This window comes from Pseudomonas sp. URMO17WK12:I12 (assembly GCF_000514395.1).
Classification (GTDB): Bacteria; Pseudomonadota; Gammaproteobacteria; order Pseudomonadales; family Pseudomonadaceae; genus Aquipseudomonas; species Aquipseudomonas mucoides.
In genome coordinates this window covers 653,689-674,189 of sequence record NZ_KI911392.1, presented here as the reverse complement: position 1 = coordinate 674,189, position 20,501 = coordinate 653,689, and the positions used below count along the sequence as shown (strand labels likewise).

The 20,501-nt window shown below is 60.2% G+C and carries 20 protein-coding genes; 10 read left to right on the top strand and 10 right to left on the bottom strand.

What is annotated here, in order from left to right:
* Positions 1-633: 633 nt before the first annotated feature.
* From D882_RS0130070 to D882_RS0130035, 8 genes are all read right to left on the bottom strand, one after another.
* On the bottom strand, positions 634-1,800 hold the full coding sequence (locus tag D882_RS0130070; protein WP_027926659.1) for a retropepsin-like aspartic protease: 1,167 nt from the start codon (positions 1,798-1,800) through the stop codon (positions 634-636).
* Positions 1,801-1,931: 131 nt separating this feature from the next.
* A complete protein-coding gene (locus tag D882_RS0130065) occupies positions 1,932-2,498 on the bottom strand; it encodes a GNAT family N-acetyltransferase (protein ID WP_027926658.1) in 567 nt (188 codons plus the stop codon).
* A gap of 125 nt (positions 2,499-2,623) precedes the next feature.
* Positions 2,624-3,394 carry an electron transfer flavoprotein subunit beta gene (locus tag D882_RS0130060; RefSeq protein ID WP_027926657.1) on the bottom strand — a complete coding sequence of 257 codons (771 nt, stop codon included), beginning with the start codon at positions 3,392-3,394 and terminating at the stop codon, positions 2,624-2,626.
* 15 nt (positions 3,395-3,409) lie between these two features.
* Complete coding sequence (locus D882_RS0130055; protein ID WP_027926656.1) at positions 3,410-4,630, bottom strand: electron transfer flavoprotein subunit alpha/FixB family protein; 1,221 nt, start codon at positions 4,628-4,630, stop codon at positions 3,410-3,412.
* Positions 4,630-6,579 carry a dimethylglycine demethylation protein DgcB gene (dgcB, locus tag D882_RS0130050; RefSeq protein ID WP_027926655.1) on the bottom strand — a complete coding sequence of 650 codons (1,950 nt, stop codon included), beginning with the start codon at positions 6,577-6,579 and terminating at the stop codon, positions 4,630-4,632. Before dgcB ends, D882_RS0130055 begins: the two co-directional genes overlap by 1 nt.
* Before the next feature lie 162 nt (positions 6,580-6,741).
* Entirely contained in the window at positions 6,742-8,802 is a 2,061-nt protein-coding gene (dgcA, locus tag D882_RS0130045; protein ID WP_027926654.1) for a dimethylglycine demethylation protein DgcA, read from the bottom strand.
* A 15-nt stretch (positions 8,803-8,817) separates the two neighbouring features.
* Complete coding sequence (locus D882_RS0130040) at positions 8,818-9,348, bottom strand: DUF5943 domain-containing protein (protein WP_007947752.1); 531 nt, start codon at positions 9,346-9,348, stop codon at positions 8,818-8,820.
* A 164-nt stretch (positions 9,349-9,512) separates the two neighbouring features.
* On the bottom strand, positions 9,513-10,490 hold the full coding sequence (locus tag D882_RS0130035) for a dipeptidase (RefSeq protein ID WP_008033250.1): 978 nt from the start codon (positions 10,488-10,490) through the stop codon (positions 9,513-9,515).
* Positions 10,491-10,724: 234 nt separating this feature from the next.
* Between D882_RS0130035 and D882_RS0130030 the strand changes: the two genes are divergently transcribed.
* The 4 genes from D882_RS0130030 to D882_RS0130015 all read left to right on the top strand — a co-directional run bounded on the left by D882_RS0130030 (position 10,725) and on the right by D882_RS0130015 (position 12,350).
* Positions 10,725-11,126, top strand: a complete 402-nt coding sequence (locus tag D882_RS0130030; RefSeq protein ID WP_027926653.1) for a lysozyme inhibitor LprI family protein — start codon at positions 10,725-10,727, stop codon at positions 11,124-11,126.
* Positions 11,127-11,339: 213 nt separating this feature from the next.
* Positions 11,340-11,594, top strand: a complete 255-nt coding sequence (locus D882_RS0130025) for a type II toxin-antitoxin system RelE/ParE family toxin (RefSeq protein ID WP_027926652.1) — start codon at positions 11,340-11,342, stop codon at positions 11,592-11,594.
* Positions 11,578-11,901, top strand: coding sequence for a helix-turn-helix domain-containing protein (locus tag D882_RS0130020; protein WP_027926651.1), 324 nt, complete (start codon positions 11,578-11,580; stop codon positions 11,899-11,901). Before D882_RS0130025 ends, D882_RS0130020 begins: the two co-directional genes overlap by 17 nt.
* A gap of 32 nt (positions 11,902-11,933) precedes the next feature.
* Positions 11,934-12,350: a DUF3010 family protein gene (locus tag D882_RS0130015; protein ID WP_027926650.1), complete on the top strand. Its 417-nt coding sequence runs from the start codon at positions 11,934-11,936 to the stop codon at positions 12,348-12,350.
* Positions 12,351-12,486: 136 nt separating this feature from the next.
* Here the strand turns inward: D882_RS0130015 and D882_RS0130010 are convergent, their stop codons facing one another.
* Positions 12,487-13,446 carry a GlxA family transcriptional regulator gene (locus D882_RS0130010; RefSeq protein WP_027926649.1) on the bottom strand — a complete coding sequence of 320 codons (960 nt, stop codon included), beginning with the start codon at positions 13,444-13,446 and terminating at the stop codon, positions 12,487-12,489.
* A gap of 208 nt (positions 13,447-13,654) precedes the next feature.
* Between D882_RS0130010 and choX the strand changes: the two genes are divergently transcribed.
* The 6 genes from choX (at position 13,655) to D882_RS0129980 (ending at position 19,123) form a co-directional block, all read left to right on the top strand.
* Positions 13,655-14,599 (top strand): choline ABC transporter substrate-binding protein, encoded by a 945-nt coding sequence (gene choX, locus D882_RS0130005; RefSeq protein WP_027926648.1) that lies wholly within the window; start codon positions 13,655-13,657, stop codon positions 14,597-14,599.
* Positions 14,600-14,702: 103 nt separating this feature from the next.
* Positions 14,703-15,590, top strand: a complete 888-nt coding sequence (locus D882_RS0130000) for a 3-keto-5-aminohexanoate cleavage protein (protein ID WP_027926647.1) — start codon at positions 14,703-14,705, stop codon at positions 15,588-15,590.
* Between the two features lie 137 nt (positions 15,591-15,727).
* Entirely contained in the window at positions 15,728-16,693 is a 966-nt protein-coding gene (locus tag D882_RS0129995) for an L-carnitine dehydrogenase (RefSeq protein ID WP_027926646.1), read from the top strand.
* Positions 16,694-16,816: 123 nt separating this feature from the next.
* Positions 16,817-17,293 (top strand): thioesterase family protein, encoded by a 477-nt coding sequence (locus D882_RS0129990; protein WP_027926645.1) that lies wholly within the window; start codon positions 16,817-16,819, stop codon positions 17,291-17,293.
* 14 nt (positions 17,294-17,307) lie between these two features.
* Positions 17,308-18,471 (top strand): gamma-butyrobetaine dioxygenase, encoded by a 1,164-nt coding sequence (locus tag D882_RS0129985; RefSeq protein WP_027926644.1) that lies wholly within the window; start codon positions 17,308-17,310, stop codon positions 18,469-18,471.
* Between the two features lie 388 nt (positions 18,472-18,859).
* A complete protein-coding gene (locus D882_RS0129980; RefSeq protein WP_027926643.1) occupies positions 18,860-19,123 on the top strand; it encodes a hypothetical protein in 264 nt (87 codons plus the stop codon).
* Positions 19,124-19,210: 87 nt separating this feature from the next.
* Here D882_RS0129980 and D882_RS0129975 read toward each other — a convergent pair whose 3' ends face one another.
* Positions 19,211-20,314 (bottom strand): GlxA family transcriptional regulator, encoded by a 1,104-nt coding sequence (locus D882_RS0129975; protein WP_027926642.1) that lies wholly within the window; start codon positions 20,312-20,314, stop codon positions 19,211-19,213.
* Positions 20,315-20,501 lie beyond the last annotated feature (187 nt).

Genomic DNA, 20,501 nt, shown 5'->3' with positions numbered 1-20,501 from the left:
AGAACTGTACGAAATATGATCTATTCCGTTCAGCGCTATGCCCTACGCACCTCCCAGCCTTCCACAAACAAGTTATCCACACCTCCACCCACAGCTATTGGGGACAAGTGTGGTTTTACACAAAACTTTCTCCACATAAACCGAAGAAAATCCGTGACTTATCCAGAAGCCTGGTTTTTAACAGTCGCTGGTTATTTTTTGATCGAAAGCTTGTGGGGCACGTTCTACGTGGCCTGCAGAGGATGGCAAACACCTTATCCACAGAAGCGCCAACAGACTTTGGGGGCAACTTCTGCACATCTGTGGAAAACCGCTGAAAGCCGCGATAAATAGGGGTATTCGGCATGTTTAGCGGTCCAAACCCATGATTTGATCATTTTTTAACCAAGCACCCGAATAGCCCGGTTTATATAGCCTGTAGCGGTTAGCAAACATCTTATCCACAGAAGCGCCAACAGAGATTGGGGGCAAGTATTGAACAGTGAGAAACCTTATCCACCGCAAAAAGCCTGTAAAAACCGCACGTTAGGTTGGTTGTTTTTTGTACGAAGGCTTACAGGCCTTGATTTGCATAGGTCGTAGCGAGGGGCGAACACGTTATCCACAGAAGCGCTAACAGGCTTTGTGGGTAAATCAGATTTTATTCAGGCACGAGCGACCCGAAAGCGGGTCCAGGTTCAATTCATAGTCATTGAATGCCCGCCACCCGAGCAAAATCGAAGGCACGTACTGCCCGAACACCAAAGACGGAGGAATGGTGAAGCCTGGATAGTATTTGTAGGTGATTGCCCGGACGTCGCCAGACAAATCCAACTCGCCTTTGAACGTCTGGTGTCGCGAGTTTTCGGCGACGTGAACAGGCAAGTCACCGGGGGAGGCCGACGTCAAGTAATCCACATTACCTGTATCAAGAATCGCCAGCGTCGCCCGACGATCCAGCCGTGCAGCAATGGTCAGTCGTTGATTGATGTCTGCGCGCGAATAGGTCACCGGCGAATCGCACCGCGCGGGAGGTTGCGCGTTGAGTTCCAGGGTTTTTTTCGTGAGCTTCAAACGCCCCAGCTTGCCGACCAGATCCAGTCCTAACAAGTTATCCCGGTCACTGACAAACACCAGGACGTTGCGGAACTCGCTCCCGCCGACCGTCAACGAATGAAAAACCCCGAGCTTGGCCGACAGGTCATGTTCGCCATAAAACGTGCTGTAGCCGTAATGGGAGTCGGTTAACAGCGTGATGCCCATGCGCTTCGCAGTTTCGGCGTTGACCCGGGTTTGCGGTGCGCCGGTATCGACAATAAAGCGTGAAGAGACGCCATTGGCAGCTTTGACGTCGATGTACGGCAGCACTTCGTCCGTGACGTAACCGTCACTGGGGAGCGGATAAACCGTAAGGACTTCATGCCGTTTGGTGCTGGACACCGAAAAATCGCCGACCGCGCGCAGGGTCGCGATCGATTGACGGCCAAACATGGAGAACAGGACGTTGAGCTCGGGGTCACTCGCAATGGCCTGAGCATGGCGGCGCTTGATTGCCAGATAGTAATCAGGCAATTGATTGGCGGCTTTGGCCTCGAACATGCGGGCGAACACGGACACTGAACAGTTGAGATTGTTTGTAGCGTCCACGACCTTGTCGCAGCGCTGGCGCAGTTGGGCCAAGGAGGCTGTTTGCCCTTGGTCCGACTCCAGCCACTGATAAAAATCCTGATCGGCTTCAGTGTTGGCAGCCGCCATCAACCCGGCCGGCACGCACATCACCCCACAGAGCAACCAGGCCGCACGCCAACGCAACGCCTTCATGTTCAACCCACGCCTGAAAACGGGTTTTACGACTCAGCGCTGAACGTCTGAAAGCTCCGTGAACCGTGCTGCACCCTTAACCAGCGCACAGCAAAACTGTAGTTCACCGAGCGGTAGGGCGGAAAGCAGCCCTACGGCCGGTACATCAGATAGGCTTCGCCTGTGACCCGGATCATCGGGTGGGGCGTGATCTGGCAGGTGTCGACGATACGGAAGCCATGCCGCTCGTAAAACCGCCGGGCGCCGGTATTGGCCGCATAGTCGATCAGGCTCAGGCCATTGAGGCCCAACTGGTTGGCGCGGTCGTAGGCGTAAGCGAGGAATTGTTTGCCCAGGCCCTGGTTCCGCCAGCCCTCATGCAGCGCCAGGCTGGAAATGTAGAGGGTGTCGGGGATTTCCAGGGTGGCGTACGGCGCCAGTACCGGGTCGGTGACGGGCGCCGCCATCGGGTCATGGCGCATCACGTAGCTGTGCATCATCCCGATGACCTCCCCGTTTGCCTCGGCGATCAGGCAATTTTGCCAGGAGAAGTCCACATCGTCGCGGGCATAGCGCAGGGCACCAACGTCCAACAGGTCCTGGCCGGGCTCTGCCATCTGGCTCCAGATGTAATCCGAAGCGCCCTCTGATGAAATCTGGAACAAGCGAGCAATCTCCCGCGCATCCGCGCGCAGGGCCGAACGAAATTCAACAGTCATTGTTTTTCCTTGTGGGAGCGAGCCTGCTCGCGAAGGCGGACGGACATTCAAGATAAATGTCGACTGAACCACCGCGATCGCGAGCAGGCTCACTCCTACAGTTTTAGAGGTGTGGGGGTGATCGGTTAGCGGACCACGCCTTCTTCGATCAGCAATTTGAGAATGGCCTCGGCCCCCGCTTGCGCCGTAACGCCTTTGAGCACCTGCCCGCCGCCGCCACTGGCCTTGGCTGTCGCCGCTTTCATCCGGTCGGCGCCGCTCTTGGCCTTGATCACCTTGAGGCGTTTAGGCCGGGGTTTGGCCGGTTGCAACGTGGCGACCGCCAACAGTTCATCGTCGATCACTTCGACATCATCGGCTTGCAACACGCCACGCCGGGCCGGGCCGTAAGCGCTTTGCCGAGGCTTCGGTGCAGCGTTATCCACCGTCGCGAGAAACGGCAGGCGCACTTTCAAGCGACGACGTTGACCCCGCGGCAAGGCTTGAAGCACCAGCGCCGAATTGCCGTCGATGGATTCCACCTGCGCCAAACCGACCACCAGCGGCCAGCCGAGACTTTCCGCCAGCAGGAACGGCAACATGCCCGAGCCTTCACCGGTTTCCGCCTGACTGCCGGTCAGCACGACTTGCGCCCCGGCATCGCGCAAATAAGCGGTCAACGCCGGCAAGGCATCGGCGCCTGACGGTTGTTCCAGCACCTGCAACTGCTCCAGGCCCATGCCCAGATAAGCGCGCAGCGCCGGTTCCGCGACGTCGCCGGCATGCAGCACTTGCAGGTTATCCCCAGCCAGTTGCAGGCCCAGTTCCACCGCTCGCGCATCCTGCTCCGCGCGACGTGGCCGGCCGGAGGTCGGGTGGGCGCCGATGGACACCAGGCTGATGATTTTCGTGCTCATAACCCTTTCCTTCCCTTAAGCCGCATCGCGCTTGGCGTCGTTGCGGTAAGCCGCTACCGCATCGATCAAGGCTTGAAGAATCTCGGCGCTCTCGCCGATCACCGACAGGTCGGCCCGTTTGATCATGTCGCAGCCAGGGTCGAGGTTGATCGCCACCACCTTGTCGCAGGCACCGATGCCTTGCAGGTGCTGGATTGCCCCGGAAATGCCCACCGCCACATAAACCCGTGCGGTGACCCAGGTGCCGGACGCGCCGACCTGACGGTCGCGCGCCATGAACCCATCGTCCACCGCCACACGGGACGCGCCTTCGGTGGCGCCCAGCGCCTCGGCGGTCCTGTGGAAAAGTCCCCAGTCCTTGACCCCGTTGCCGCCGGAGAAGATGAACTCGGCTTCGGCCATGGGAATGGCCGCCGGGTCCACCGCTACCGCGCCCAAGTCTTCGATGCGCGACAGGCTACGTGCCACGGCTGTGGATAACTCCACCGGCAGTGCTTCGTGACGGGTTTCGCTGACCGGTTCGGCGCATTCGGCCGCCGCCAGAATCAAGCGTGCAACCGGGCGCGCAAGGTCTTGCAACCCCGCACCGGCGCGGCCGATGCATTCCTCGTCCTTGACCTGCCAGACCCGCGTGGCCGGGCGTTCGCCCAGTGCGGCGGCAAAGCGCCGACCGAGTTCACCGCCACCGCTACGACTGTCCGGCAACAACCAATGACGTGGGTTGAACTGGTTATCCACAGCCCGCAGGCCCTGGACTCGTTGTTCCGGTGCATAACCGCTGAATTCTTCGCCTTCCAGCACCAGCAAGCGATCAACGCCCGCCGTCGCAAAGGCGTTTTCCTTGTGTTCGCCGAAGACCACGGCCAACACCGCACCGTCCGTGCCGGCCAACTGATGAGCCAGGCCGAGCAAGTCGCGGTCGTGGCTGCTCAGGCGGCCGCCGACCATGTCCGGCACCACGCTGATGTAGAACGCCGGGGCCGGCACTTGATGCAGCGGCAATTGCACTTCAACAGCAGCCGTGCGCTTGGTCGCGCCGCCCTGCTGAGCGCCACTGCGGTCAATGCGCTTGATCCCGTTGGGACCGATAAAACCGATGCCGTGCAGATTCTTGCGGATGACGCCGTTGGGCCCCATCCAGCTGTGTTGCGCCGGTTGCATGGCCGCGTGCAGCGGGTGCAAGCGGTTACGGGCAATCCATTCGGCGCGGGGGTCGCGGCGGATAATGTCGCTCATCAGTGGGCCTCCGCAGGTTCACGTTGGGCCGGTGCAGCCGGTTTGCTTGGTGCGGCATCTTCGAGCAACGCGTCGGCCACCAGTTCGGCGATGTCCTTGATCAGCGGACGCGGTTCGACCACGCCTTCGAGCATCGCGGTGCATTGTGGGCAACCCACGGCCACCAGCTCGGCGCCGGTTTCGCGGATGTCTTCCATGCGCATGTCGGGGATCCGTTGCTTGCCCGGAATGTCGGTGATCGGCGCGCCGCCACCGCCGCCGCAGCAGCGCGAGCGGAAACCGGAGCGTTGCATTTCTTTCACTTCGATGCCGAGGGCACGCAGCACTTCACGCGGTGCCTCGTATTCGCCGTTGTAGCGGCCGAGGTAGCACGGGTCGTGATAGGTCACGCTGCTGCCTTTGTGCTGACCAAGGTTCAGGGCGCCAGCACCGATGATTTCGGCCATGTAAGTGCTGTGGTGTTGCACGAGGTAGTTACCGTCGAAGGCACCGTACTCGTTTTTCAGCACGTGGAAACTGTGCGGGTCGCAGGTGACGATGCGGTTGAAGCTGTATTTGGCCAGGGTCTGGATGTTGCGTTTGGCCAACAGCTGGAACGTTGCTTCGTCGCCCAGACGCCGGGCCACGTCACCGCTGTCGCGCTCTTCCAGGCCGAGCACCGCGAAGTCGACCTTGGCCGCTTTCAGCACTTTGACGAAGGCGCGCAGGGTGCGCTGGTTGCGCATGTCGAAGGCGCCGTCGCCGACCCAGAACAGCACATCGACGGATGTCTTCTCACTCATCAACGTCAGGTTCAGGTCCGCCGCCCAGTTCATCCGCCCGCCCGGCGCAAAGCCGCCCGGGTTGTCGGTGGCGATCAGGTTTTCCAGGACTTCGGCGCCCTTGTTCGGGGTCGCGCCTTTTTCCAGAGTCAGATGGCGGCGCATGTCGACGATGGCGTCGACGTGCTCGATCATCATCGGGCATTCCTCGACGCAGGCACGGCAAGTGGTGCAGGACCACAGGGTTTCAGCGTCCACCAGACCGTTGACGATCGGTTGATGCGGATTGCCCGCGTGCTCACCAATGGCTTTGCCTGGATACGGGCTACCGGCGAATTTCGCATCGGTGCCACCGGCCAGGCCGACGACCATGTCCTGAATCAGTTTTTTCGGGTTCAGCGGCTGGCCGGCGGCATAGGCCGGGCACGCGGCTTCGCATTTACCGCACTGCACGCAGGCGTCGAAGCCGAGCAGTTGGTTCCAGGTGAAATCCTTGGGTTTTTCCACGCCCAGTGGCGCAGTCGGATCGTTCAGGTCCAGCGGTTTCAAACCGGTGGAACGGCCGCCGTTAAAACGCTCGGCGCGACGGTGCCAGGCCAGGTGCAAGGCACCGGCGAAGGCGTGCTTCATCGGCCCGCCCCAGGTCATGCCGAAGAACAGTTCGCTAACGCCCCACAGCACGCCGACACCGAGGATCGCCGCCACCAGCCAGCCACCGAAGTTTTCCGGAAGGATGCCGGCGACCGGCAGGGTCAACAGGAAAAACGATGCCGAGAACGCCAACAGGCTTTTCGGCAGGCGCATCCACGGGCCTTTGGACAAGCGCGCCGGCGGGTTGCGTCGACGCAGGTAAACGAAGATCGCGCCGACGAACATCACGGCCGTCATCAACAGCAGCGCGTAACCGAGGATGCGGTTATGCAGGCCGAAACCGTGCACCAGAATCGCCAGCACAATGGACGCCACCGCACCACCGGCCGTGGCGACGTGGGTGTTGGCGATGTATTTGTCCCGCGCGACGACATGGTGCAAATCGACCATGTAGCGCTTGGGCATGGCGAACAGGCCGCCGATCAGGTCGACTTTCGAGGCTCGGCCCCGGCGCCACATGGCCACCCGCCGCAACGCGCCCAGGACCGCAAGGCCCAGGGCGGCGAACAACAGGATTGGAAGAAGGGTGTTCAACATGGTGGAGCTCCCAAAGACCTCGGGGTCTTGCAGGTCGAGATGCCTGACTCGGTTCCTGTGGGAGCGGGCTTGCCCGCGATTGCATTTTGTCAGTCACATCTGCATTGACTGACCCACCGCTATCGCGGGTAATCCCGCTCCCACAGGGTCATGTGCAAGCCGTTAGAAATCCTTGCACAACCGCAGCGCGTCGTAGATCGCCGCATGGGTGTTGCGTTGCGCCACGCAGTCGCCGATGCGGAACAGCAAGTAGCCATCGCCCGCCTCGCTCAACGAAGGTTGCGGCTTGATCGCGAACAGGGCTTCGATGTCCATCTGGCCTTTGTTGCGCGAGCCTTCCTTCAGGGCGTAGTAGATTTCTTCGTCCGGACGCACGCCGTTTTCGACGACGACCTGGTCCACCACCCGCTCCTCTTTGGCGCCGGTGTATTCGTTTTCCAGCACCGCCACCAACTTGTCGCCTTCGCGGTAGACCTTCTCCAGCATCATGTCCCCGGTCATGATCACTTCTTTGGGGTACATGCTGCGGTAGTACGTCGGGAACGAGGTGCCGCCAATCGCCACGCCCGGCTTGATGTCGTCAGTGACAATCTCAACCTGGCTGCCCTTGTCGGCGAGGAAGTCGGCGGTCGACATCCCGGTGAACTCGCAAATGGTGTCGTAGACCAGCACGTTCTTGCCCGGCGCCACTTTGCCGTCGAGGATGTCCCAGCTGCTGACCACCAGGCCTTCAGCCGCGCCCCAATGCTCGTTCTGCTCCAGGAACGGATGACCGCCGACAGCGAGTACCACCACGTCCGGACGCAGGTCGAGAATGGTCGCCGCATCCGCCGCCACGCCGAGGCGCAGGTCGACTTTCAAACGTGCCAGCTCCAGCTGGAACCAGCGGGTGATACCGGCGATCTGGTCCCGTTGCGGGGCTTTCGAAGCGGTGGTGATCTGGCCGCCAATGAATTCTTTCTTCTCGAACAGGGTCACGTCGTGGCCACGTTCCGCCGACACGCGCGCCGCTTCCATCCCGGCAGGACCGGCACCGACCACCACGACTTTGCGCTTCACACCGGTCGACTTCTCGATGATGTGCGGCACGCCCATGTATTCACGGGAGGTCGCGGCGTTCTGGATGCACAGCACGTCCAGGCCCTGGTACTGACGGTCGATGCAGTAGTTGGCGCCGACGCATTGTTTGATCTGGTCGACCTGGCCCATTTTGATCTTGGCGATCAAGTGCGGGTCGGCAATGTGGGCACGGGTCATGCCGACCATGTCGACGTAACCGCCTTCCAGAATACGGGTCGCCTGGTTCGGGTCCTTGATGTTCTGCGCGTGCAGGACCGGGGCCTTGACCACTTCCTTGATACCGGCCGCCAAATGCAGGAACGGCTCCGGTGGATAACTCATGTTGGGGATAACGTTGGCCAAGGTGTTGTGGGTGTCGCAACCCGAGCCCACGACACCGATGAAGTCGATCATGCCGGTGTCGTCGTAGTACTTGGCAATCTGTTTCATGTCCTCGTGGGACAAGCCGTCCGGGTGGAATTCATCACCGCACAGACGGATGCCGACGCAGAAGTCCGGACCGACTTCCTTGCGTACCGCTTTAAGGACTTCCAGGCCGAAACGCATGCGGTTCTCGAAGCTGCCGCCCCATTCGTCGGTACGTTTGTTGACGCGTGGGCTCCAGAACTGGTCGATCATGTGCTGGTGCACGGCGGACAGTTCGACGCCATCCAGGCCACCGGCCTTGGCCCGCGCTGCGGCGCTGGCGTAGTTGCCGATCACCCGCCAGATTTCTTCCGGCTCGATGGTTTTGCAGGTCGCGCGGTGCACCGGTTCACGGATGCCCGACGGCGACAGCAGGGTTGGCCAGTGCTCGCCGTCCCAGCGCGAACGACGGCCCATGTGGGTAATCTGGATCATGATCTTGGCGCCATGCTTGTGCATGGCATCGGCCAGGTTCTGGAAATGCGGAATGATCCGGTCGTCGGCCAGGTTGACCGACTTCCACCAGCCTTGCGGGCTGTCGATGGCCACACTGGAGGAACCGCCGCAAATCGCCAGGCCGATCCCGCCCTTGGCTTTCTCTTCGTAATACTTGACGTACCGGTCGGTGGTCATGCCGCCGTCGGTGGCATAGACCTCGGCGTGCGCGGTGCTGAGCACGCGGTTACGGATGGTCAGTTTGCCGATCTGGATCGGCTGGAACATTGCTTCGAAAGCCATGGCAGGGTCCTCGACTTACAACGGCTTGACGGTGAACAAACCGTCGTCGTGGCCTTCTTCGGAGCCACCGTAGACTTGCTCGGCAACCGTACGGATCTTGCTGCCGCGGGCTTGCAGAATCTGGTCCATGGCACCGGCAAACCAGCCAGTGAACATGTAGTCGACCTTGCGCCCGACCTTGCCATAGACGTAGACGAACGCCGAGTGTTCGAGCTTGACGCTGGCAGTGCCTTTGTCGAGGTCGATGTCCTGGATCTTGAACAGGCCCCAGCCGCGTTGCGACAGGCGCTTCATGTAGTGCTCGAACACCGCGACGCCTTCCAGGCCGTGGCATTCGGCTTCTTTTTCACACCAGTGCCAGGCGGATTTGTAGCCGGCCTTGTAAAGGATTTCGGCGTAGGCTTCGGCGCCCAGCACTTCCTCGATGCCCATATGGTTGTTGACGAAGAAGTGACGCGGTACGTACAGCATTGGCAGGGCGTCGGAGGTCCAGACACCGGTTTCGCTGTCGACTTCGATTGGTAATTGCGGGGCGATCTTGGCCATGGAAACTTAACTCCAGAAAAATTCGTTGTGCTGTTGTCCCGTAGCAGCTGTCGAGCCTGCGAGGCTGCGTTGGGCTGCGAAGCGGCCCCCGAGGGCGGTCCTGCGGACCGCAACGCAGCCTCGTACCTCGGCAGCTGCTACAGGAATCGTTGTTTGAAAGGGGTTTACTCGCCCCAGACATCCTTGAGGACGTTGACCCAGTTCTCGCCCATGATCTTGCGCACCACGCGCTCGGAATGACCGCGCTTGAGCAAGGTTTCGGTCAGGTTCGGGAACTCGCCGACGGTGCGGATGCCCAGCGGGTTGATGATCTTGCCGAAGCTGGTCAGGCGGCGGGCGTAGCCCTTGTCATGGGTCAGGTATTCGAAGAAGTCCTGGCCATGGCCCTGGGTGAAGTCGGTGCCGATGCCGATGGCATCTTCGCCGACGATGTTCATGGTGTATTCGATGGCTTCGGCGTAGTCGTCGATGGTCGAATCGATGCCCTTGGCCAGGAACGGCGCAAACATGGTCACGCCGACGAAACCGCCGTGATCGGCGATGAACTTCAGTTCTTCATCGGACTTGTTGCGCGGGTGGATTTTCAGACCCGACGGCAGGCAGTGCGAGTAGCACACTGGCTTCTTCGATTCGAGAATGACTTCTTCGGAGGTTTTCGAGCCGACGTGGGACAGGTCGCACATGACGCCCACACGGTTCATCTCGGCGACGATTTCACGGCCGAAACCCGACAGGCCGCCATCGCGCTCGTAGCAACCGGTGCCCACCAGGTTCTGGGTGTTGTAGCACATCTGCACAATGCCGACGCCGAGCTGCTTGAACACCTCGACATAGCCGATCTGGTCTTCAAACGCGTGAGCATTCTGGAAGCCGAACAGGATGCCGGTCTTGCCCTGCTCCTTGGCCTTACGGATGTCGGCGGTGGTGCGCACCGGAATCACCAGGTCGCTGTTCTCGCGGATCAGCTTCTGACTGGCGGCGATATTATTGACGGTGGCCTGGAAGCCCTCCCACACCGACACGGTGCAGTTGGCTGCGGTCAGACCGCCCTTGCGCATGTCTTCGAACAGTTCACGGTTCCACTTGGCGATAATCAGCCCGTCGATAACGATACTGTCGGCGTGCAATTCGGCTGGGCTCATCAGGCTGTCCCCTATTGGCAATTCATGCGCCGAATCGTGTGCCGGCGCTTTGGGGCCAGCATATGCCTGAGGGACGGGGCAGCCGGGTGCAAAAACGACAGGGGGTTTGCCGAAAGCGTCAATCCGCGACAAAGGGTCGCCGCGGGGCACGATTGCCCACCTGTTCAAGGGCCTGCGCATGGGCCAGAATTCGCGGCATTACTGAATGCACTATTGGATTGAGGCGGCGACGCAATGAAATCGATCTTCCTGGCTCTGGCACTGATAGCGACCGGCGTACACGCGGCAGAAGAGTCCGACGACAACCCCTGCGACAAAGTCGAAAACGACGTCCAGACCCTCGAATGCTCGGCCTTTAGCCGAACCACCGCCGAAGACCTGCTCAAAGAAAACTACCAGGGCCTGGCCGAACGCATGCAAACGGCCTACGGCAAGAACCCGGCACAACTGGCCGACATCACCGCCAAACTCAAAGCCGCCCAACAGCAATGGCTGAAGACCCGGGATGCGGATTGCGCGGTTGAAGCGTTTCCAGCGACCAGTGGTAGCAAGGCATTCACCATTGCGCAGAATGATTGCGTGGCGCGGATGAGTGATGAGCGATCGGAGTTTTTGGAGTCGATTGGGCAGGAGTGACGCTGTATTTCCGTCAGAAGCTGGCACCTTCGCCGGCTTTCGATTCTCAAGAGATGCTGTTTCCTACAAACCTTGCTGACTGAACCTACAGCACTCCCTACACCTCGCAGCAGACCCTATTGCCTGGGTAACATCCCGACATGCTTCGTTAATTGGCCGAGAGAGAAATATAAGTAACGATTGGAAAATCTTATAAAAGACTTATATTCTCCCATGAACAGCATTCACTGGACTCGAAAGGCCGTTAAGCAGCTTCTGAAATTGCATTCCGTTCACCAGATCCAGGTTCGTGATGCCGTCACGGTGCTGACTGACATGCCTGATATAGGCAATGTCAAAGCACTGGTCGGTCATGACTACGCCTATCGACTTCGAGTGGGTAACTATCGAGTCATGTTCGACTGGGATGGCGCAATCAAAGTGGTCAGTATTCAAGAGGTCAAAAAACGCGATGAACGCACCTACTGACGTTCAAATCATCAATGACGCAGAGGGGAATCCTGCGTTTGTGGTCATTCCCTATGCGCAATATGTGGCGCAGAAGATTGAGCCCGATCTGATTCCCCATGAAGTGGTCAGCCGCATCGTCGATGGCGCGACGCCGATTCGCGCCTGGCGTGAGCACCTGAACCTTACACAGGATGAGGTGGCCAAACGCATGGGCATTTCTCAACCTGCTTTTGCCCAGCAAGAGACTGTAGCGAAGCCTCGCAAGGCCACCCGCGAGAAAATTGCCGCGGCGTTTGGCATCACGGCTAATCAACTTGAGCTGTAGGCTGCACACAACCATTTGTGAAAGGGATCGAAATGAAAATCTGCGGCATCGAAATCAAAGGCAGCGAAGCGATCATTGCCGTCGCGTCCCTAGACGGTCAGACGCTGAGTCACGTAGCCCTGCCCACCAAGAAAATCGCCCTCGACGATGACGACGAAGCCGCGAACGTCAAAGTCTTCGCCGCTCAGGTGGCGTCGTTTGTACGCGAGAACTCCATCGACCGGATCGCGATCAAGAAGCGCAGCAAGAAAGGCGAGTTCGCCGGTGGACCGACCACGTTCAAGATCGAGGGTGTGTTTCAGCTGCTGGAAAATTGCGAGGTGACGCTGCTGTCGCCGCAGACGATCAATGCGCAGAGCAAGAAGCACAACGTGGAACTGCCGGCGACGCTGAACAAGTATCAGCATGAAGCCTACAAAGCAGCCTGCTCGGCTTTAATGAAGAAATAAGATCCACACCAAATCATAACTGTGGGAGCGAGCCTGCTCGCGAAAGCGGTGGGTCAGTCGACATCAATGGCGGCTGACAGATTGCATTCGCGAGCAGCCTCGCTCCCACAGGTTTTCTTGTTGTTGGAATCTGTGCTCAGACCAGCTCTCGCCCATCCCCTAGCCGTCGGCGATCCTCGCGCGGGCACCGCGCAAACTTCGCCCGATAGCTGCGGGTGAAATACGACGGCGATTCAAAACCGCACGCAATGCTCACCTCCAGCACACTCATGTCCGTCTGTCGCAGCAACTGCCGGGCCTTCTCCAGCCGCAAGCGCAGGTAGAAATTGCTCGGCGTGTCGTTCAGGTGCAACCGAAACAGGCGCTCCAACTGGCGCCGCGTCACCTTGATCGATTCGGCTAACTCAAGCGTACTCAGCGGCGGCTCGCTGTGTTGCTCCATCTCTCCAATCACGTGAACCAGCTTCTTGTTGCTGATGCCATACCGCGTGGCGACTTCCATACGCTGGTGGTCTTTGCGCGGGCGAATGCGGCCGAGTACGAATTGTTCGCTGACCTGGATCGCCAGTTCCGGGCCATGGGCCTGGGCGATCAGGTCGAGCATCAGGTCGATGGAGGCGGTGCCGCCGGCCGAGGTGATGCGGCGGCGGTCGATTTCGAACAGCTCCTGGGTGACGCTCAGCTGTGGATACGATTCCTTGAACGCGTCGATGGCTTCCCAGTGCAGCGTCAGGCGATGGCCGTCGAGCAGGCCGGCCTCGGCGAGAATGAAGCTGCCGGTGTCGATGGCGCCGAGGGTCACGCCTTCGTTGTCCAGCCGGCGCAACCAGTGTTCCAGCGCCGGGGTAGCGAATTTCAGCGGTTCGAAACCGGCGACCACCAACAGGGTTGCACCTTTCTTCAGCGGCTCCAGCGCCGCGTCGGCGTTGACCGACATGCCATTGCTGGCCAGCACCGCCCCGCCGTCGGCGCTCAATACATGCCAGCGATACAGCTCGCCGCGAAAGCGATTGGCGACCCGCAGCGGCTCGATGGCCGAGATAAATCCAATCGCCGAGAAACCCGGCATCAACAAGAAGTAGAAATCCTGGGACATGGAGCGCACTCGATAGGCGGGTAACGTCAGGGCGGGTAGCGTTTGACGTTGATACGCCACTTGCAAGCGGCATTCAAGAGGACAGGTCGCTGCAGTGCAAGAGCTGGTCGCCGTGGTGCGCTTTCATGGGGGCTTAGCTGCGTAACTTGGCATCACCGGCGCATCAGACACCGGAACTCACAATAAACGAACTGCCGAGGAACCTGAGATGAAACGACTGATCAGCAGCTGTGTTCTTGCACTCAGTGGTACCGCTTTGCTGAGCGCCAGCGTCATGGCCGCCGAACCCGCATCGTGCCAGAACGTACGCATGGGCGTAGTGAACTGGACCGATGTAATCGCCACCAGCGCCATGACCCAGGTCCTGCTCGATGGCCTCGGCTACAACACCAAACAAACCAGCGCGTCCCAGCAAATCATCTTCGCCGGGATCCGCGACCAGCGCCTGGACTTGTTCCTCGGCTACTGGAACCCGCTGATGACCCAGACCATCACCCCGTTCGTCGATGGCAACCAGGTCAAAGTGCTGCAAGCCCCGAGCCTGAAAGACGCTCGCGCGACCCTCGCCGTACCGACGTACCTCGCCGACAAGGGCCTGAAAACCTTCGCCGACATCGCCAAGTTCGAGAAGGAACTGGGCGGCAAGATTTACGGCATCGAGCCTGGCTCGGGCGCCAACACCCAGATCAAGGCGATGATCGCCAAGAACCAGTTCGGCCTCGGCAAATTCCAGCTGGTCGAGTCCAGCGAAGCCGGCATGCTGGCCGCCGTGGATCGCGCCGTGCGCCGCAACGAGGCCGTGGTGTTCTTCGGCTGGGCGCCGCACCCGATGAACGTCAACGTGAAGATGACCTACCTCACCGGCAGTGACGACGCCCTCGGTCCAAACGAAGGCATGGCCACGGTCTGGACCGTCACCGCGCCGAAATACGCCGAGCAGTGCCCGAACATCGGTCGCTTGCTGAGCAACCTGACCTACACCGCCGAAGACGAGAGCCGGATGATGCAGCCGCTGCTGGATCACAAGGACGCCTTCGAGTCGGCCAAGCAATGGCTGAAAGATCACCCGCAAGACAAGCAGCGCTGGCTCGAAGGCGTGACCACCTTCGATGGCAAACCAGCGGCTGAAAACCTGCAACTGACCAGTAAATAAATCCTGGAACCGAACCACCGATTCGCAGCCCGAGCGGGCTGCGAACGGGACTATTACGTCCGGCTTTTCTCCTGAAAAACACTCGCCTGTAAGGAACCGCCTCATGAACCACGACGTCATCATCACCTGCGCACTCACCGGTGCTGGCGACACGACCAGCAAGAGCCCACACGTGCCGGTCACCCCGAAACAAATCGCCGCCGCCGCCGTGGAAGCCGCCAAGGCCGGTGCCACCGTGGTCCACTGCCACGTGCGCAACCCCGAAACCGGCAAGTTCAGCCGTGACGTGGCGTTGTACCGTGAAGTGATGGAGCGCATTCGCGAGGCCGACGTTGACATCATCGTCAACCTCACCGCCGGCATGGGCGGCGACCTGGAAATCGGTGCCGGCGAGAACCCGATGGAGTTCGGCCCGAACACCGACCTGGTCGGGCCGCTGACCCGCCTGGCCCACGTCGAAGAACTGCTGCCGGAAATCTGCACCCTCGATTGCGGCACCCTGAACTTCGGCGATGGCGACACCATTTACGTGTCCACCCCGGCCCAGCTACGTGCCGGCGCCAAACGCATTCAAGAGCTGGGCGTGAAAGCCGAGCTGGAAATCTTCGACACCGGTCACCTGTGGTTCGCCAAGCAGTTGATCAAGGAAGGCCTGCTCGACGACCCGTTGTTCCAGCTGTGCCTGGGCATCCCGTGGGGCGCACCGGCCGACACCACCACCATGAAAGCCATGGTCGACAACCTGCCGGCCAATGCCGTGTGGGCAGGCTTTGGTATCGGTCGCATGCAGATGCCGATGGCAGCGCAAGCGGTGCTGCTCGGCGGCAACGTTCGGGTGGGTCTGGAAGACAACATCTGGCTGGACAAGGGTGTACTGGCGACCAACGGCCAACTGGTCGAACGCGCCGGCGAAATCCTCAGCCGCCTCGGCGCCCGGGTTCTGACGCCGGCGCAAGGCCGGGAAAAAATGGGCCTGACCAAGCGCGGTTAACACGAACCCTCTCTCTGTAGGAGCCGAGCTTGCTCGCGATTGCGGTATCCCGGCCGCAAAAATGTGCCGGATTTACCGACGCCATCGCGAGCAAGCTCGGCTCCTACGGGACCACCGAATTCTTTCAGGACGTCGCCATGACTTTTATCACCGAAATCAAAACCTTCGCAGCCCTGGGCAGCGGTGTCATCGGCAGCGGCTGGGTGTCCCGCGCCCTCGCCCATGGCCTTGACGTGATCGCCTGGGACCCGGCGCCCGGTGCCGAAGCCGCCCTGCGCAAACGCGTCGCCAACGCGTGGGGCGCACTGGAGAAACAAGGCTTGGCGCCTGGTGCTTCTCAGGATCGCCTGCGCTTTGTCGCGACGATTGAAGAATGCGTACGCGACGCCGATTTCATCCAGGAAAGCGCCCCCGAGCGCCTCGATCTTAAACTGGAACTGCACAGCAAAATCAGCGCCGCCGCCAAGCCCAATGCCTTGATCGGCTCGAGTACTTCTGGCCTGTTGCCAAGCGAGTTCTACGAGAGCGCAACCCACCCGGAACGCTGTGTGGTCGGCCACCCGTTCAACCCGGTCTACCTGCTGCCGCTGGTGGAAGTGGTCGGTGGCAAAAACACTGCGCCCGAAGCCGTTCAAGCGGCGATGAAAGTGTATGAATCCCTAGGCATGCGTCCACTGCATGTGCGCAAGGAAGTGCCCGGCTTTATCGCCGACCGCTTGCTCGAAGCGCTCTGGCGTGAGGCGCTGCACCTGGTGAACGATGGCGTGGCAACCACCGGTGAAATCGACGACGCGATTCGGTTTGGCGCGGGGTTGCGCTGGTCATTCATGGGCACGTTCCTGACCTACACGCTGGCCGGCGGTGACGCCGGGATGCGCCACTTCATGGCGCAGTTCGGTCCGGCGTTGCAGTTGCCGTGGACCTATTTGCCAGCGCCGGAGCTGACCGACAAATTGATCGATGATGTGGTGGATGGCACCACTGATCAGTTGGGCACGCACAGCATTTCGGCGCTGGAGCGCTATCGTGATGATTGCCTGCTGGCGGTGCTCGAAGCGGTGAAGACCACCAAAGAAAAGCATGGGATGGCCTTCAGCGAGTAATGAACTGGCAGGACTGGCCCCATCGCGAGCAAGCTCGCTCCCACAGGTTTTGCGCAGTCCTTGTGGGAGCGAGCTTGCTCGCGATAGCGGCAGCCCGATCACCCTATATTCTGGATCCTCATCATGCCCACCCTCACCACCTACCAAACACGCATCATCCCCGACTGGGTCGACTACAACGGCCACCTGCGCGACGCTTTCTACTTGCTGATCTTCAGCTACGCCACCGACGCGCTGATGGATCGCTTAGGGCTCGACAGCAACAACCGCGAAGCCAGCGGCCACTCGCTGTTCACCCTCGAACTGCACCTCAATTACCTGCACGAAGTGAAGCTCGACGCCGACGTCGAAGTGCACACGCAAATCATCGGTCACGACAGCAAACGCCTGCACCTCTACCACAGCCTGCATCGGGTCGGTGACGACAAGGAGCTGGCCGGCAACGAGCAAATGTTGCTGCACGTCGACCTTGCCGGGCCGCGATCCGCGCCCTTCAGTGAACTGTCGCTGAGCAAGCTGCAAGCCATCGTCGCCGAGCAGACTGACTTGCCCACCCCCGAGTACATTGGTCGAGTGATCGCTTTACCCCAAAAAAAATAACAAGGAGATCGCCATTGAACACCGCCGCCGCTTTTGCCGACTTCCGTACCTACCCGTTGATCAGCGCGTTGACCGCCGTGCACACCCTGGCGGACCGAATTCAAGTGAGCTGGGCGGACGGTCGCGTCAGCCCCTTTCATCATCAGTGGTTGCGCGACAACTGCCCCTGCCCGCAATGCGTCTATACCGTGACCCGCGAGCAAGTGCTGGAAATCGTCGATGTCGCCGAAACCCTGTTGCCTTCCGACTCTCGCGTCGATGCTGAAGGTTGTCTCTGCGTCGATTGGCAGGACGGCCATCTCAGCCGCTTCGACCCCGGCTGGCTGCGCGCCCATGCCTATGACGATGAATCCCGCGCCGAACGGGAGGCGCGTAAACCCAAGGCCAGGCTGTGGCAGCAGGATTTGCAGCTGCCGGTGTTCGATTACCAGGCATTGATGAATGACAACGACGCCCTGCTGCAATGGCTACTGGCAGTGCGCGATATCGGCCTGACTCAAGTGCGCGGCGTCCCCACTGAACCGGGCTCGCTGAAGCTGATCGCCCAGCGGATTTCCTTCATCCGCGAGAGCAATTTCGGCGTGCTGTTCAACGTGCAATCCAAGGCCGATGCCGACAGCAATGCCTACACCGCTTTCAACCTGCCGTTGCACAGCGATCTGCCGACCCGGGAGCTGCAACCAGGGCTGCAATTCCTGCATTGCCTGGTCAATGATGCCGACGGTGGCGAGAGTATTTTTGTCGACGGTTTTGCCATCGCCGATGCCTTGCGCAATGAGGACCCCGAGGCGTTTAAAAGTCTCTGTGAAATCCCTGTGGAGTTCCGCAATAAGGACCGTCACAGCGACTACCGTTGCCTGGCGCCGATCATCGCGCTGGATGCACGGGGGCAGGTGTCGGAAATCCGCATGGCGAACTTCCTGCGCGGACCGTTTGATGCGTCGGTGGAGCAGATGCCCGGGCTGTATCACGCTTACCGGCGGTTCATCGCGATGACTCGGGAAGCACGGTTTCGGGTGATGACGCGGCTGAATCCGGGCGAGCTGTGGTGTTTTGATAACCGTCGTACGCTGCATGCGCGCAATGCGTTTGATCCCGCCAGTGGCGCCCGGCATTTTCAGGGGTGCTATGTCGACCGTGATGAGTTGTTGTCGCGGATCCTGGTGTTGCAACGCTAGACCGCGTCATCGTTCATCGCGAGCAGGCTCACTCCTGCCGTTGACCGGGTTCTTTCAGAGGAATACGGTTGAGTGTAGGCGTGAGCCTGCTCGCGATGGCTTAAATCCAGACACCCCATCCCGCCCTGATTCACAGGCAAAAAAAACCCCGATCAAGCCGTGACAGGATCGGAGCTGAGGAGGGTACTGTTGAGGAGCCGTTGCGCGAGGGTGACCAAACCTTCGTGTTGCCAGCTGAGTCCAGTGTGCCCACTCCCTTGATTCACAAGTTAGCCGAAAACGACATGCTCATAGGTATTGCGGCCATTGCGACAAATCGCCCTTGCCGCCACTTCGTCCCCCTACCAGAATCGAGCCAAGACACCGTTCCCTGAAGAAGGATTGCGTCATGATGTACGCCGATTTGATCGACCAGGAAGACCTGTTGGGCCAGCTGAAATCGTTGGGTTTTCAAGTGCCAAGCGGTGCCACAGCCGAACAGGCTTGCGAGTGTGCGGTAAGGGGATTGGACGATGCCCGGGCATATGAACTGCGCAAGATGGTCAAGAATATGTACACCAGCAGCGCGACCATCCTGCCGGCAGTGCGTCAGGCGATCGACAGGCAATTGCTGCCAGCGTTGGCGGAGTATCAACAGAGCCCTAGAACCTGATAAACCGCCATCGCGGGCAAGCCCGGCTCCTACAGTACAGCGTGATCCTGTAGAAGCCGGGCTTGCCCGCGATGAAGCCAGCGCGGTCTAGAGCCGTACGCTAGCGAAAGTCGACTCGTTACGCGCCTGACTCAACGCCGACAACGGCCCCGACAATGGCGACAGCACCAGTGCTTGCGGCAGCGGCATCATCGCCACCTGTTGCGTGGTGTTGGAACCTACGCGCTCGTCACGCGGCGGAATGCCGAAGTATTCGCGGTAGCACTTGGAGAAGTGCGGCGTCGACACGAAACCGCACACCGATGCCACTTCGATGATCGACATCGGCGTTTGCTTGAGCAACTGCCGGGCGCGGATCAGGCGCAGCTTCAGGTAGTAGCGCGACGGCGAGCAGTGCAGGTATTTCTGGAACAGGCGCTCAAGCTGTCGACGCGAAACGGCGACGTACACCGCCAGTTCGTCGAGGTCGATCGGCTCTTCCAGATTGGCTTCCATCAGCGCAACGATTTCCTGCAATTTCGGCTGGTTGGTCCCGAGCATGTGCTTGAGTGGCACACGCTGATGGTCCTGCTCGTTGCGGATGCGTTCGTAGACAAACATTTCCGAGATCGCGGCGGACAGTTCACGGCCGTGATCGCGGCTGATCAGGTGCAGCATCATGTCCAGTGGCGCGGTGCCGCCGGAGCTGGTGAAACGGTTACGGTCGAGGGTGAACAAGCGGGTACTCATGGCCACACGCGGGAAAGCTTCCTGCATCGAGGCCAGGCATTCCCAGTGCACGCTGCAATCGAAACCGTCCAGCAGGCCGGCGCAGGCCAGGGCCCAGCTGCCGGTGCAGACCGCGCCGAGGCGACGGGACTGACGCGCCTGGCTTTGCAGCCACGACACGTGTTCACGGGTAACGGTGCGCTGGATGCCGATACCGCCGCAGACGATGATGGTGTCCAGGGGTGGGGCTTTGTGCATGGAGCAGTCGGGGGTGATCTGCAGACCGTCACTGGCCCAGACCTGGCCGCCATCGACGGTGAGTGTGGACCAGCGATACAGCTCGCGGCCGGACAATTGGTTGGCCATGCGCAGGGGTTCAACTGCGGAGGCCAGAGAAATAAGCGTGAAATTGTCCAACAGCAGAAAGCCGATGGATTGAGGCGCACGGTTCTGGGGTTGAGCCCCGGAGTTGGACGTCGTCATCGCGGTATCTCCTCACACAAAGCGGGTGATGGCCTCAGGCGGAGGCTCTTGTTATTGCCATCGTTCTCGCGTGGGAGACGGGCTTTGTAATGACAGAGCAAATGCCATGCCTAAAATTGAATGCGCGTTCAATAACTCCTGAAAACGACGTCGCGACATGTCTATATAAGCCGCGCGGCGACGGGTG

Excerpts from the sequence above, each read along its gene's own strand:
- dgcB (WP_027926655.1), bottom strand. The coding sequence starts at position 6,579 with ATGTTGAACACCCTTCTTCCAATCCTGTTGTTCGCCGCCCTGGGCCTT.
- D882_RS0130025 (WP_027926652.1), top strand. The coding sequence starts at position 11,340 with ATGAACAGCATTCACTGGACTCGAAAGGCCGTTAAGCAGCTTCTGAAA.
- D882_RS0130010 (WP_027926649.1), bottom strand. The coding sequence starts at position 13,446 with ATGTCCCAGGATTTCTACTTCTTGTTGATGCCGGGTTTCTCGGCGATT.
- D882_RS0129995 (WP_027926646.1), top strand. The coding sequence starts at position 15,728 with ATGACTTTTATCACCGAAATCAAAACCTTCGCAGCCCTGGGCAGCGGT.
- D882_RS0129980 (WP_027926643.1), top strand. The coding sequence starts at position 18,860 with ATGATGTACGCCGATTTGATCGACCAGGAAGACCTGTTGGGCCAGCTG.
- D882_RS0130015 (WP_027926650.1), top strand. The coding sequence starts at position 11,934 with ATGAAAATCTGCGGCATCGAAATCAAAGGCAGCGAAGCGATCATTGCC.
- D882_RS0129975 (WP_027926642.1), bottom strand. The coding sequence starts at position 20,314 with ATGACGACGTCCAACTCCGGGGCTCAACCCCAGAACCGTGCGCCTCAA.
- D882_RS0130035 (WP_008033250.1), bottom strand. The coding sequence starts at position 10,490 with ATGAGCCCAGCCGAATTGCACGCCGACAGTATCGTTATCGACGGGCTG.
- choX (WP_027926648.1), top strand. The coding sequence starts at position 13,655 with ATGAAACGACTGATCAGCAGCTGTGTTCTTGCACTCAGTGGTACCGCT.
- D882_RS0130040 (WP_007947752.1), bottom strand. The coding sequence starts at position 9,348 with ATGGCCAAGATCGCCCCGCAATTACCAATCGAAGTCGACAGCGAAACC.
- D882_RS0130055 (WP_027926656.1), bottom strand. The coding sequence starts at position 4,630 with ATGAGCGACATTATCCGCCGCGACCCCCGCGCCGAATGGATTGCCCGT.
- D882_RS0129990 (WP_027926645.1), top strand. The coding sequence starts at position 16,817 with ATGCCCACCCTCACCACCTACCAAACACGCATCATCCCCGACTGGGTC.
- D882_RS0130000 (WP_027926647.1), top strand. The coding sequence starts at position 14,703 with ATGAACCACGACGTCATCATCACCTGCGCACTCACCGGTGCTGGCGAC.
- D882_RS0130020 (WP_027926651.1), top strand. The coding sequence starts at position 11,578 with ATGAACGCACCTACTGACGTTCAAATCATCAATGACGCAGAGGGGAAT.
- D882_RS0130060 (WP_027926657.1), bottom strand. The coding sequence starts at position 3,394 with ATGAGCACGAAAATCATCAGCCTGGTGTCCATCGGCGCCCACCCGACC.
- D882_RS0130065 (WP_027926658.1), bottom strand. The coding sequence starts at position 2,498 with ATGACTGTTGAATTTCGTTCGGCCCTGCGCGCGGATGCGCGGGAGATT.
- dgcA (WP_027926654.1), bottom strand. The coding sequence starts at position 8,802 with ATGGCTTTCGAAGCAATGTTCCAGCCGATCCAGATCGGCAAACTGACC.
- D882_RS0130030 (WP_027926653.1), top strand. The coding sequence starts at position 10,725 with ATGAAATCGATCTTCCTGGCTCTGGCACTGATAGCGACCGGCGTACAC.
- D882_RS0130070 (WP_027926659.1), bottom strand. The coding sequence starts at position 1,800 with ATGAAGGCGTTGCGTTGGCGTGCGGCCTGGTTGCTCTGTGGGGTGATG.